At 47.5% G+C, this 13,965-nt stretch carries 9 protein-coding genes and 2 pseudogenes; 10 read left to right on the top strand and 1 reads right to left on the bottom strand.

Going from position 1 to position 13,965, the window contains the following annotated elements; genetic code table 11:
* Positions 1–12: 12 nt before the first annotated feature.
* Entirely contained in the window at positions 13–1,041 is a 1,029-nt protein-coding gene (locus tag IPI86_RS18980; RefSeq protein ID WP_345299586.1) for a response regulator, read from the bottom strand.
* A 118-nt stretch (positions 1,042–1,159) separates the two neighbouring features.
* Between IPI86_RS18980 and IPI86_RS18975 the strand changes: the two genes are divergently transcribed.
* From IPI86_RS18975 to chvE (IPI86_RS18930), 10 genes and pseudogenes are all read left to right on the top strand, one after another.
* Positions 1,160–2,833 (top strand): ATP-binding cassette domain-containing protein, encoded by a 1,674-nt coding sequence (locus IPI86_RS18975; protein ID WP_345299585.1) that lies wholly within the window; start codon positions 1,160–1,162, stop codon positions 2,831–2,833.
* A 482-nt stretch (positions 2,834–3,315) separates the two neighbouring features.
* Positions 3,316–4,422, top strand: a pseudogene (locus IPI86_RS18970) (sugar-binding protein); the annotation flags it as partial.
* A 90-nt stretch (positions 4,423–4,512) separates the two neighbouring features.
* The gene (locus IPI86_RS18965; protein ID WP_345299924.1) at positions 4,513–5,625 is read left to right on the top strand and encodes an ABC transporter substrate-binding protein; all 1,113 of its coding nucleotides are present in this window, start codon (positions 4,513–4,515) and stop codon (positions 5,623–5,625) included.
* A 96-nt stretch (positions 5,626–5,721) separates the two neighbouring features.
* Positions 5,722–6,609 (top strand): sugar ABC transporter permease, encoded by an 888-nt coding sequence (locus IPI86_RS18960; protein WP_345299584.1) that lies wholly within the window; start codon positions 5,722–5,724, stop codon positions 6,607–6,609.
* Complete coding sequence (locus tag IPI86_RS18955; RefSeq protein ID WP_345299583.1) at positions 6,606–7,427, top strand: carbohydrate ABC transporter permease; 822 nt, start codon at positions 6,606–6,608, stop codon at positions 7,425–7,427. Before IPI86_RS18960 ends, IPI86_RS18955 begins: the two co-directional genes overlap by 4 nt.
* Positions 7,428–7,503: 76 nt before the next feature.
* Positions 7,504–9,027 carry an ATP-binding cassette domain-containing protein gene (locus IPI86_RS18950; protein WP_345299582.1) on the top strand — a complete coding sequence of 508 codons (1,524 nt, stop codon included), beginning with the start codon at positions 7,504–7,506 and terminating at the stop codon, positions 9,025–9,027.
* A gap of 11 nt (positions 9,028–9,038) precedes the next feature.
* Positions 9,039–10,223, top strand: a complete 1,185-nt coding sequence (locus IPI86_RS18945) for a sugar ABC transporter permease (protein ID WP_345299581.1) — start codon at positions 9,039–9,041, stop codon at positions 10,221–10,223.
* A gap of 307 nt (positions 10,224–10,530) precedes the next feature.
* Positions 10,531–11,577, top strand: a complete 1,047-nt coding sequence (locus IPI86_RS18940) for a LacI family DNA-binding transcriptional regulator (RefSeq protein WP_345299580.1) — start codon at positions 10,531–10,533, stop codon at positions 11,575–11,577.
* Between the two features lie 239 nt (positions 11,578–11,816).
* Positions 11,817–12,908: pseudogene (gene chvE, locus IPI86_RS18935) on the top strand (multiple monosaccharide ABC transporter substrate-binding protein); the annotation flags it as partial.
* Positions 12,891–13,946 (top strand): multiple monosaccharide ABC transporter substrate-binding protein, encoded by a 1,056-nt coding sequence (chvE, locus tag IPI86_RS18930; RefSeq protein ID WP_345299923.1) that lies wholly within the window; start codon positions 12,891–12,893, stop codon positions 13,944–13,946. The pseudogene chvE (IPI86_RS18935) and the gene chvE (IPI86_RS18930), both read left to right, overlap by 18 nt.
* Positions 13,947–13,965: the final 19 nt, after the last annotated feature.

The raw sequence follows: 13,965 nt of genomic DNA, 5'->3' as shown, positions 1-13,965 counted from the left end.
TTTCCAAACGCCCTATCGGAGAGCATCTTCAATCACTTGCCGCATGGAGGCTGTGTCAAGGTCCTTTTTATCCAGGAAGGCAATGACTCCGGCCGACAATGCCTGCTTTCGGAATTCGCGGTCTGGATAGGCACTAATGACTACAATCCGTGTCAAGGGTGAAATCGTGCGCAGTCGACGTGCACACAGTATTCCATCTTCATCCCGCAAAACGACATCAATGAACGCAAGTTGAGGTTTTACCTGTTCTCCCAGGCTCAAAGCCTCGAATACATTTTCAGCTTCATAAAGCATGGAAGTAGGGTATATCTTGCCGATCAGCCTTTTAAGCTGCTGACGGTAACGGGTGTTGTCATCTACAACCAGAACACTAAGGGCATGCTCAATCTGAGCAGGCTCCGTTTCAACCATTTCCTGTCCACTTGAAGCCAGCAATTCAGGGTGGCGCAATGCATAATTCAATGCTTTTAGCCTGCTATCGACACCCAAAACCCGATATAAAGCTGTTAAATGGTTTTCAATGGTCTTGACGCTTAGATCCAGGGTTAATGCAATATTGCGATTGTCACTCCCTTGGGCAATCAAACGCAACAATTCGCGCTGTCGGCGTGTAAGCCAGGGTGTATTGGGAAGCGAGGAGGCGGGATGGCGGTTTGTAAGCCGATCGATCAAACTGCCAGAGATCCAGCGTTCACCACTCAAAATCCTTTGAGCTGCGAGCTGAAGGTCAGCCAAGGGTTGATCTTTCATGTGATATCCGTTGGCCCCGGCTCTTAACAACCCCACGACATAGGATTCATCGTCATATGCGCTGACTATCAGGATTTTTATATTCGGATACTCGGATTTAATCTTTTGAACGGCTGAAATCGGCTCAAAATCAGGCATACTCACATCCATGACCAGAAGGTCGGGACGAATGCGGGCCAATGCTTCCATCAAATCATGGCCGTTTCCAACTTCGCCTAATATTTCCAAATTAGGTAATACTTCAAGCGCATTCCGCAAACCGGCGCGAACCACGGTGTGGTCGTCAGCCAATAAAACTCTTATGGGGGGCATAAAGCTATTATGCCCTAACTGACAATCCCTGACCAGTATCTATTTATTGGCGAGTTCCATTCGGTTAATTATCGAAGAATTCAGGTTAAAATAAGTCATGGCTGAACCTCTATTGCGTGTCGAAAATTTGTCAAAGAATTTTAATCGCCTGCCTGTTTTGAAGGATGTGTCCTTTTCACTTGCACAAGGTGAGGTAATAGGCCTTGTGGGTCGTCAAGGCGCGGGGAAGTCAACTTTATTCCATCTGTTAAATGGAGCCATGGCACCCTCATCCGGCACGATCAACTTTGATGGAATACACCGCAGGTTTTCAAACCGCATTCAAGCGCAAAAATTTGGAATTGAAACCGTATACCAGACGGCTGGTCTGCTTAACTGGTTCGACTTCTCTGCCAACCTCCTATTAGACCGTGATTCCAATGTCGAAACAACCCGTCGTACTTCTGGCTTGGTGGAACAATTCAATGTAACGGAAAACATTCTATTAGGGCGTGAGATAAGGAAATTTTCCAAATTCGGTGTCATCGACTGGGCCCGCATGGTAGATGTCGCACGAGAGCTATTGGCTGAATTTGAACTTTCGCCAGATCTGGCACATGAATCGGTCGGTAATCTTTCTGATGAACAGCGACAAGTAGTTATGTTGCTGCGGACCCTTAACAGGTCCAGCCGCCTCCTGCTTTTGGATGACATTATCCCAATATTAAGTTTCCAGCGCCAAAAGATCCTGTTGAATAAAATCAAAAAGCTGGCTGCCCAAGGCACATCCATTATCATAAGCAGCGACGATCTTAAACACTTGTTTACGGTCACAGATCGAATTATTGTTTTGTACGAAGGCAGGTTGGTAGCCGACCGTCGAACAGCAGAGTCAACACCACGCGAGATTGTTGAGTTAATCGTAGGGTCGTCCGGACAAGAGCAGGTCTCCCCTCTTATTTGGGCGTTGGAAAGTTACCATTCTGCTCAACATCAATCTGAGCAATTACGCAAAACCCAGGTATCCTTGAAGGAAAGTTTGGAGGCTCGCAACTCTCAAAACCGACAACTGGTCGAGCGCCTCGGCAATCAACTCGTGGCACTGGATCAACTAAATGCCGCACTGCAAGCCACTCAACGACGCTTAATAACCGAACGAGAAGAGGAGCGTAAAGTACTTGCGCGGGAATTACACGATCAGATCATTCAAGACCTTTTGGGGCTCGGTTATCATTTAGAGGAGATCGAGGAATTGGAAAGATCACCGGCTTTACAAAAGGATGTAGCCGCCATCCGACAGGGCATTCGAAATCTGGTTGGGGAATTGCGAGAGATGTGCAGTGACCTGCGTCCGCCGACAATTGATCATCACGGGCTCACAGCGGCGATCGATTCGCTTGCCCATGAGTGGGTGGAAAGAAACGAAATTCAACTTCAACTGGAAATCGACCCAACGCTGGGACGTTTGCCTGAAACAATAGAATTGTCAATTTTCCGCATTGTGCAGGAAGGACTGAACAATATTCGCAAACACGCAGCGGCACACCATGTCAGACTTTCTCTGCAACGGACTTCATCCACCAACATATTAGTGCGATTGGAAGATGATGGCCAGGGTTTACCAGTCCCAACGGATCTGGCTTCCCTTTCTCTGAACAAGCATTTCGGTCTTGTCGGCATTAGTGAACGTGTTGCCCTGCTGGGCGGGGTTATGAATATAGAATCTTCAAAAGGAAACGGCACAATTCTTCAAGTGGAGATACCCAGTCCATACCCACTTATCACAGCCTGAATTCCTAACCAGAAAATCGAAACACATTTGGCAACGGTAAATTAGGGGATTTCCCCTATTAAAAAAGGGGGGTTACACTCATGAAATTGGGGGATTAAGACATGCACAATCTGATTGATAAACTATATACTCAATTAAGGTAGCAGTTTGGTGGCTTTATGGTGAAACTATGCCATCCAATCGTCAGATCAAGGTATAAGAATTATAACTAAACCTTAGCTTTCAAAATCAATTTCATATCCAGCTTTACATTCGAATTCGTCAAAGGCAGTTTTCCTGGTCAATTCTTTATGGATATACTCATGAACTTATTCGTTTCCAAGTATGCCATTAGCGAAGTATTTACGTTCGTTTTGAACGTAAATACTTCGCTTTTTTTGTCTTATCATAAAAGGAGGTGATTGCAAAAGCCGGTAAATACCCACATTCAAACAGACAATTGTCATCTAACCATCAAGAAAAAACTACGTAAGGAGAGAAGAATGAATAAAAAGTTGTTTACATTGTTGAGCGTTTTGGTGCTTGTCTCCATGGCGCTCGCCGCTTGTGGTCCCACTGCGCCAACCGAATCAGCCACCAAACTCGCAGTTGGTATCGTACTTCCGACCAAAGATGAACCTCGCTGGGTGCAGGATGAAACCCGTTTCAAAGACGCACTGACAGCAGCTGGCTACGATGTGGAGATTCTTTTTAGTCAGGGTGATTCTGCAAAAGAAAAAGCCAATGTCGAATCTCTGATCACCAAAGGTGTCAAAGTCATCATCCTCACCCCGCAAGATGGTGCCGCTGCTGGTGCTGCTGCTGAAGCCGCGCGCGCTGCCGGTGTGAAAGTGATCTCGTATGATCGCTTGATCCGCGACACCGACGCTGTCGACTTCTATGTCACATTTGACAGCATTTCCGTGGGTGCCGCCCAGGCTCAATACCTGGTCGACAACGCCACTGGCACAGACAACCCTCTATATTTATATGCTGGCGCAGCCTCCGACAACAACGCCTTCCTATTCTTTGAAGGCGCTTGGAATGTACTCCAGCCCAAGATCGCTGACGGCACTTTCGTCATCAAGAACTCTAGCGAAGCCGTCGCACTTCAGGACAAAGCCACCCTCACCCGCGATGAACAATCCGCAATCATTGGTCAAGTCACGACCAACTGGGATTTCAACACCGCCAAGAATTTAGCTGAAGCCAACCTCACAGCAGCTGCGACCGCTGACAAAGGCAATGTCTTCATCCTTGCCCCGAATGACGGAACCGCTCGCGCGATCGCCGATGCTTTCGGCGCTGACAAAGATGTCACCAGCTATGCTGTCACCGGTCAGGATGCTGAAAAAGCTTCCGTCCAGTACATCATCGATGGCAAGCAGTCCATGACCGTTTTCAAGGATGTCCGCACTCTGGTTGATGATGCCATTGCCGCTGCTGTAACCTTCGTTGAAGGTGGCACACCTAAAGCATCGAACTCCTACAACAACGGCAAGATCGATGTTCCTGCCAACCCAACCGTTGTTGTTACAGTCACCAAGGAAAATGTTCAATCTGCTTTGATCGACTCCGGTTATTATCCCGCCAGCGACTTCACCGGCTTGGATGGCGCATCTGTTCCTCCTGCTGCTACCGGCTCAGTTGAAGTATTCTCTTGGTGGACCGGTGGCGGTGAAGCCGCTGGTCTTGAAGCTATGATCGGCGTATTTGGCGCTCAATATCCTGATATTGAATTCGTCAATGCCGCAGTTGCTGGTGGTGCTGGCACCAATGCACGTGCTGTACTTGCTACTCGCTTACAAGCTGGCGACCCGCCTGATAGCTGGCAAGGTCATGCTGGTCAGGAATTGATCGGTACATATGTTGCTGGAGGCCAGATCGAACCGCTGAATGACCTCTATGAAGCCGAAGGCTGGCTTGATGTTATGCCTGAAACTCTCATCCCGCTCATCTCAAACGATGGCAGCATCTATTCTGTGCCGGTTAACATCCACCGCGCCAATGTACTTTGGTACAACCCCACCGTACTCGCTGACAACGGCGTTGAAGTCCCCACCACCATGGATGAATGGTTCTCTGCAATGGACACTTTGCAAGCCGCCGGTGTCCAGCCGTTAGCCCTCGGTGAACAATGGACCAAGATGCATCTGCTTGAGACCGTTTTGCTTGGCACTCTTGGTGCCGATGCCTATAATGGCTTATGGGATGGCACCACCGATTGGGCGAGCCCCGAAGTCAAGACCGCTTTGGATAATTATGCCAAAGTATTGACTTATGCCAACAGCGATTCGTCATCTCTTTCATGGCAGGATGCCGCGCAACTCGTCATCAATGGCGACGCGGCGTTCAATGTGATGGGAGACTGGGCTGAAGGCTACTTCCGCGAACTGGGCAAGGCCCCCAACACCGACTATGGCTGGGCTGCCACTCCCGGTAGCGATGGCGTCTTCCAATTCCTTTCCGACTCATTCGTACTTGCGGTTGGCGCTCCTGATGCAGAAGCTGCAACTGCCTGGTTGAAGATCGCTGGTTCCAAGGAAGGTCAGGAAGCGTTTAACCCTGTCAAGGGTTCGATCTGTGCCCGCACCGATTGTGATAAGTCCCTCTTCGGTATATATCTCCAGTCAGCCATGGATGATTGGTCATCCAACATCGTAGTTGGTTCCTTGACTCACGGTGTAGTAGCCAATGACTCTTGGAAGACAGAGATCGACACCGCACTTGGCTTGTATATTGCCGACGGCAACGTGGAAGGCTTCCAAACTGCCCTTGTAGCCGCATGTGCCAGCTCGGGTCCCTGCAAATAAATAAATCTTAGTGTTAAAATCGTTGAGGCTCCGTACGATCTATGGATACGGAGCCTCAACCACTATCATTAGCCCATTCCAATATCGAGGCATTCCATGTTAAGAGATAAAGATCGTTACCTAAATATCCTTCTTATCTCGCCATCCATTCTGGCCATTTTGATCTTTGTCTACGCATTTATAGGCTGGTCAGTACGCGTATCTCTGAGCAAATGGAAAGGCTTGAGCGCAGATTACACATGGAATGGTATCCAAAATTATCTTGACCTTTTCGCCGACCCACGCTTTCAAATAGATATTCGCAACACATTGATCTTCACGGGGGTATTTGTTATTGGCAGTATTTTGTTGGGGTTTACTCTCGCCGTAATGCTTGATCAGGGCTTGAAAGGGGAAAGTTTCTTCCGTAGTTTATTTTTGTTTCCCATGGCAATTTCCTATATTGTCACAGGTGTTGTCTGGCGCTGGCTGATGAATCCTGCTGGAGGCTCTCGCACCAGCGGGCTTAATTTATTGTTTACAAATATGGGGTTGGATTCGCTTGTGAACCAATGGCATACCACTCCCACATGGGGTATAGCGGCCATTGCACTTGCAGCTATCTGGCAAATGTCCGGCTATACAATGGCTCTTTATCTGGCAGGTTTGCGTGCCATTCCGGAAGACCTGAAAGAAGCAGCACGCATAGACGGGGCAAACGAACTGCAAATTTATCGTCACATCATGCTGCCCCTGCTCTCCCCCGTTACACTTTCCGCGCTTATTATTCTCGGCCACATGTCTCTTAAGGTCTTTGACTTAATCGTCGCCATCGCAGGCAAACAACTTCCATTGGATGTGCCAGCTATTTACATGTGGCAGATCACTTTCGACGGTTTGTTCTACGGACGTGGTGCGGCGGTTGGCGTTCTCCTGCTCATCAGCATTGCAGTCCTTATTATTCCTTATATTCGTTACACTACCAAAATTGAGGCGGAACAATGAAAACCCAATTACGCCTCGGCAAATACTGGCTTTATATTCCATTGATCTTAATGTCCATCTTCTATTTGCTTCCAATGTACATCATTATTATCACGGGATTTAAAAGCTTTGCAGAAATAGACCTGAAGACCATGTGGGATCTTCCGCATGGCATTGCCTTTGACAATTACATCGAAGCATACTCTAAACTTGCGCCATCGTTGTGGAACAGTTTCGCAATGGTTATCCCTGCCGCACTAATCTCATCCATACTCGGCTCAGTGAATGGCTACATCCTTGCCAAGTGGAGATTCCGCGGCGCAGATGTGATCTTCCCCTTTATTCTCTTTGGGATGTTCATTCCCTATCAAAGCATTCTTATTCCACTCGTGCAATTCATGAATATGGTCGGCATCAAAGGTTTGCCAGGGCTGGCAATGGCGCACATCATTTATGGTATTCCCATCACCACACTCACCTTCCGCAATTATTATGCCAGCCTGCCGCAAGAACTACTCGAAGCAGCGAAAATAGACGGTGCGGACATGCTTGGCATTTATCGATACATTCTTCTACCGATCTCAATGCCGAGTTTTGTGGTGGTTTTGATCTGGCAATTCACTTCCGCATGGAATGACTTTCTCTTCGCTGTTGTCCTCACTGGCAACAGTGATTGGCCGATTACCGTCGCGCTCAACAATATGGCAGGAAGTCAGATCATTTCGTGGAATGTACAAATGGCTGGCTCGCTCCTCGCCGCACTCCCCACCTTACTCGTTTACATCTTCCTGGGTCGTTATTTCCTGCGAGGGCTACTTGCAGGATCATTAAAAGGTTAAAAATAACTGACCTTGAGATCGATATTTCAATTTCAATAGTAAAGCCACCACTTCCTTTTCTTAAACTGGAGTATCCATGTCCAACCCCATATTGGAAATGAAAAATATCACCAAGGAATTTCCTGGTGTGAAAGCTTTAAATAACGTCAGCTTTCAAGTAAAAGAACATGAAATACACTGCCTGGTTGGAGAAAACGGTGCAGGCAAATCCACCCTGATGAAGGTGTTGAGCGGAGTATATCCACACGGAGAGTATACGGGTGAAATTGTCTTTGATGGAAAAGTACAGAGTTTTCGAGGTATCAGCGACAGTGAAAAAACCGGGGTCGCCATTATTTATCAGGAATTAGCCCTTGTCCCCGAAATGACTGTATACGAGAATATCTTTCTAGGCCATGAGATCAAAAATGGTTCAATTATCGACTGGAATGAAACCATCAAACGCGCAGGCGAAATGTTGAAGAAGGTGAAACTCAATGTAAACCTCGCCGAAAAAGTGAGGGATTTGGGCGTGGGAAAAAGGCAATTAGTTGAAATTGCGAAGGCACTCAGCAAGGATGTTAAATTATTAATTCTGGACGAACCTACAGCAGCACTCAACGAAGACGACAGCGAAAATCTATTAGACCTGTTACGGGACTTAAAAAATCACGGCGTTACCTGCGTACTGATCTCCCATAAATTAAAAGAGGTCATAAAAATAGCAGACACAGTTACAGTTTTACGCGATGGACAGACGATATGCACACTGGATGCTCAAAAAGGTGAAGTTTCGGAAACTGCGCTGATCAAGCATATGGTAGGGCGCGAAATCAACAATATCTATCCAAAAAGGGAAACAAGAAAAGTCGGGGAAGTCATACTTAATGTTGAAAATTGGAATGCTTATGACCCTAATCTGGGCAGAAGCATTCTCAAGGATGTTAATTTTCATGTCAACAAAGGTGAAATTGTTGGGCTTGCAGGCTTGATGGGGTCAGGGCGCACCGAACTTGCTTTGAGCATATTTGGGAATCCTGCGGGCTACTATATTAGCGGAGAACTATCCATGTTGGGAAGCAAAAAACGCTTTAAGCATCCTGAAGATGCGATCAATGCGGGCGTCGCTTATGTAACAGAAGACAGAAAAGGCAATGGCCTGATCCTGATCCAGGATGTCAAACAAAACATCACCCTTGCCAATTTAAAGGAAATTGCAACCCGAAGCATTGTCAACGACAACGCCGAAGTTAAAGTTGCGAATGAATACAAGTCCTCTTTAAATATAAAAACGCCGTCCGTTGAACAAAAGGTTTCGAACTTAAGCGGCGGAAACCAGCAAAAAGTGTCTGTAGGTAAATGGTTATTCGTCAAACCGAGCCTATTGATCTTGGATGAACCAACCAGAGGCATTGACGTTGGCGCCAAATATGAAATTTATACGATCATGACAAAGCTGGTAGAGCAGGGTTTGAGCATTATCATGATTTCGTCCGAACTGCCAGAAATTCTTGGTATGAGCGACAGGGTGTATGTTGTCTCAGCCGGGAAAATCGCAGGAGAGCTGGCTATTCGCGATGCCACTCAGGAAAAAATTATGCAATTGGCAACAAACTACTAAGGAGTTCTCAAATGTCTTTTTTCCAAAATGCCCGAAAACTATTACAGCAGAATATTCGTGAATATGGCATGTATATTGCCCTATTCGTCATTATGGCCATCTTTACGGTCACAACAAAAGGCACGTTTATCTCATCACGAAACATTGTCAATCTGGTGAATCAGACAGGCTATATAGCAGTCCTAGCTATTGGCATGACTTTGGTCATCGTGATCAGACATATCGATTTATCTGTCGGTTTTCTTGGTGGATTTCTTGGCGCCGTTGTCGCGATCGCAATGGTACAGTGGCATTTGCCTGTATTTCCGGCAATACTTCTCACCCTGGCGCTTGGAGTTCTGGCTGGGGTAATTATCGCCTTCCTCGTGGCGCAAATGAAAATACCCGCCTTCGTTGCCACACTGGCTGGATGGTTAATTTATCGTGGCGCCATTCTAGTGGTGACTGAAAGCACCGGAACTATCGTGATCCCCGACGAAACTTTTAACGCAATTGGAAATGGCTTTATCCCTGATCTTCCAGAAATGGGAATCTTACCGGGCGTACATAAATTAACTCTTATCATCGGATTAATTGCCATCGTTCTACTGATCATAAGCGAAATAAATAGTCGCAAAAAGAAACAAGCCTATAATTTTGAGGTATTACCAATGGAGATGTTCATCATTAAATTGGTATTCACGTCGGCCTTGATTGGCGGTATCACCTGGCTGCTCGCAGGATACCAGGGACTCTCCTGGACGGCCGTGGTCGTGCTGGTAGTAGCCATCATCTATCATTTCATCACAACACAAACAGTGCTTGGCAGGCATATTTATGCCGTCGGTGGAAATCCGGAAGCGGCTGAGTTAAGTGGCATCAATGTAAAAAAAATAACCTATATCGTGTTCGGTTCCATGGGTATGCTGGCCGCTCTTTCGGGCATTTTGTTCGCCTCCCGCTTACAATCTGCTACAACGACAGCCGGTGGATTATGGGAACTGGACGCCATCGCAGCAGCTTTTATCGGTGGTGTATCACCAGCAGGTGGTATTGGTAAAGTAGCCGGGTCGATTATCGGCGCTTTGGTGATGCTCTCACTAACGAGTGGTATGAACCTGATGGGCATCGGCATATCCTATCAATACATGGCTAGAGGCGCTGTACTGGCAGCTGCTGTGATCTTTGATGTTGCAACTCGCAATCGGGCACACTAAAATAAAAAAGCATGCATCGCCAAACCTGATCTGTAAGCCAAACCACCGCAACCAAACACTTACAACACAACTATCACTCAACTAGCGGAAATAGCAATTCCGCTAGTTTTTTTTATTTTGCTTGTAACCCTTATTAAAAATTACAACCATATTGAATTAGCCCACCCTACCCAAACGGGTACTTTTGTCCTGGATTTTCTCCATAAAAACTCATTGTAAACTCTCTCTTGACTCTGGCTGATATTTTTGATATTATGTTATCGATAACATGTTATCGATAACATAATAAATTATAAGGTTAACGGCCTTGATATCACCTAGCAGAAGAAAACGAGTTACCATCAAAGATGTCGCACAAGCGGCGGGTGTCTCCACCCAAACCGTTTCGCGCGTAATGAATAAGTTTTCATATGTTTCTGAGGAAACTCGCCAGCGGGTGGAAACGGTGGTTGAGCAATTAGGGTATCACCCAAGCACACTTGCCCGCAGTCTTATTCAACAGCGCAGCTATACCTTGGGGGTTGTCACATTCGGACTAAAGTATATTGGCCCTTCAAGAACGCTCAATGGGGTGGCAGATAAAGCCGATGAACTTGGTTACATGCTCTTGATGAAAGAACTTGACAATTTTGATACGAATAGAATTGACGAAGTAATAGACTCACTACTGGCTCGCCAGGTGGATGGAATCATTTGGGTGGCACCCGAGATCGGGGACAATCATTCCTGGGTTGAAGAACGTATGGACAAAATCTCGGTGCCTGTATTGTTCCTTGCCATGAGACCACGCGAAGGAATATCCAGCGTAGCGACAGATAACTATCAGGGCGCGGTACTGGCAATTCAACACCTTTTGGAATGCGGCAGGAAAAAGATTGGGCATATCGCAGGCCCGCTCACTTGGTGGGAAGCAGATGAACGCAAGCGAGGTTGGCGTGAAACTTTGAGTGCGGCAGGATTCAACCCTTTGGAAGAGCATTGCACTGAAGGAAATTGGTCCTCTGCTAGCGGCGAACAGGCATTTATTCAGCTTCTCGAGTCATATCCGGATATGGATGCTGTCTTTGTAGCCAATGATCAGATGGCGTTGGGGGGGTTGCGGGAAGCAATTCGCAGGGGTATCCGTGTTCCGGAGCAGCTGGCAGTTATCGGCTTTGATAATATCCCCGAATCGGCTTATTTTTATCCTTCACTAACCACTATTTATCAAGATCTTCAATTACTTGGCGAGCAGGCTGTTCAAAGCATCGTAGAGATGATTCAGGCCAGACAGGAAAATAAATCGGTTATCGCACAATCAAGGTTTATTCAACCAACCCTTGTTATTCGTGAAAGCTCAAATTTTGCTGGGTAGTATCTCTGCCCCGTTCCCATGGTAAATTGTGATTAAGATATGGAATGGGTATCAAATAAAAGGAGGTGATGGCGAAGGGGCTACAGAACGAACATAAAGAAGGATGTGCACCCTGATAGCCTGGCGTATGAGGTGTAAGGTTCCTGGCGAGATAATGCATCACAACTTGATGATTAATCAATTCTTGCTAAATTATTACGCCAACATAGTATCTAATGTTACTAACTAAGGAGAAGAAAATGTCCAAAAAGTTATTCTACAACCTTCTAGCTGTGCTGATGCTGGCCAGCCTTGTACTCTCAGCATGTGGCGTAGCTGCCCCTGCTTCAGAAGCCAAACTAGTAGGCATCAGTATGCCTACGAAGAGCTCAACCCGCTGGATCTCTGATGGCGAGAGCATGGTCAAAGAATTCGAAGCCATGGGCTACGACACCGACCTGCAATTTGCTGACAATGACATTCCCAACCAGCTCGCCCAGATCGAAAACATGGTCACCAAGGGTGCCAAGGTTCTCGTTATTGCAGCCATCGATGGCACCACCCTCTCTGATGTGCTCCAGAAGGCACACGATAGCGGCGCGATTGTGATCTCCTATGACCGCCTGATCACCAAGACCGCGAATGTCGATTATTACGCCACCTTTGATAACTTTGGCGTAGGCGTCATTCAGGGAACCCAGCTTCTCGAAGGCCTCGGCCTGAAACCTGGCGAAAAAGCCCCTGCTGGCGTTGGTCCCTTCAACGTCGAACTCTTCGGCGGCTCCCCCGACGACACCAATGCCTTCTACTTCTATGATGGCGCCATGTCCGTCATCCAACCCTTCATCGACGACGGCACGATCGTCATCCAAAGTGGTCAGATGGGCATGGACAAAGTCGGTACCCTGCGCTGGCTTGCTGCAACTGCCCAAGCTCGCATGGACAACCTCTTGAGCGCTTTCTACACCGACAAGCGTGTTGATGCTGTTCTCTCTCCCTACGATGGTCTTAGCATTGGCATCCTTTCATCCCTCAAGGGCGTTGGTTATTGCACTCCCGAACAGCCATGCCCCATTGTGACCGGCCAGGATGCAGAAGTTGCTTCCGTCAAGTCGATCATCGCTGGTGAACAGAGCTACACCGTGTTCAAAGACACTCGCGTTCTTGCCAAGCAAGCCGCCAAGATGGCTGACCAGGCTCTCAAGGGTGAGACAGTCGAAATCAATGACACCACAACCTATGACAACCTCGTCAAAGTTGTGCCTTCCTATTTGCTGGTGCCGATCAGTATTGATATCAATAACTATCAGAAAGAATTGGTTGATAGCGGCTACATCAAGGCTGAAGATCTAGGTGTCGCACCTGTTGCTCCGTCATCTGATGAAAAACTACTAGTAGGCATCAGTATGCCTACGAAGAGCTCAACCCGCTGGATCTCTGATGGCGAGAGCATGGTCAAAGAATTCGAAGCCATGGGCTACGACACCGACCTGCAATTTGCCGACAATGACATCCCCAACCAGCTCGCCCAGATCGAAAACATGGTCACCAAGGGCGCCAAGGTTCTCGTTATCGCAGCCATCGATGGCACCACCCTCTCTGATGTGCTCCAGAAGGCTCATGACAGCGGTGCCATCATCATTTCCTATGACCGCCTGATCACCAAGACCGCGAATGTCGATTATTACGCCACCTTTGATAACTTTGGCGTAGGCGTCATTCAGGGAACCCAGCTTCTCGAAGGCCTCGGCCTGAAACCCGGCGAAAAAGCCCCTGCTGGCGTTGGTCCCTTCAACGTCGAACTCTTCGGCGGCTCCCCCGACGACACCAATGCCTTCTACTTCTATGATGGCGCCATGTCCGTCATCCAACCCTTCATCGACGACGGCACGATCGTCATCCAAAGTGGTCAGATGGGCATGGACAAAGTCGGTACCTTGCGCTGGCTTGCTGCAACTGCCCAGGCTCGCATGGACAACCTTTTGAGCGCTTTCTACACCGACAAGCGTGTTGATGCTGTCCTTTCCCCGTATGATGGTCTTAGCATTGGCATCCTTTCATCCCTCAAGGGCGTTGGTTATTGCACTCCCGAACAGCCATGCCCCATTGTGACCGGCCAGGATGCAGAAGTTGCTTCCGTCAAGTCGATCATCGCTGGCGAACAGACCTATACCGTGTTCAAAGACACTCGCGTTCTTGCCAAGCAAGCCGCCAAGATGGCTGACCAGGCTCTCAAGGGTGAGACAGTCGAAATCAATGACACCACAACCTATGACAACCTCGTCAAAGTTGTGCCTTCCTATTTGCTGGTGCCGATCAGTATTGACATCAATAACTACCTGAAGGAATTGGTTGATAGCGGCTATATCAAGGCTGAAGATCTAAAGTAAGTAGTTTTAGAGTGGTGTA

It is taken from the genome of Candidatus Villigracilis affinis, from assembly GCF_016705895.1.
Taxonomy (GTDB): Bacteria; Chloroflexota; Anaerolineae; order Anaerolineales; family Villigracilaceae; genus Villigracilis; species Villigracilis affinis.
This window is presented reverse-complemented; position numbering and strand designations above follow the sequence as displayed.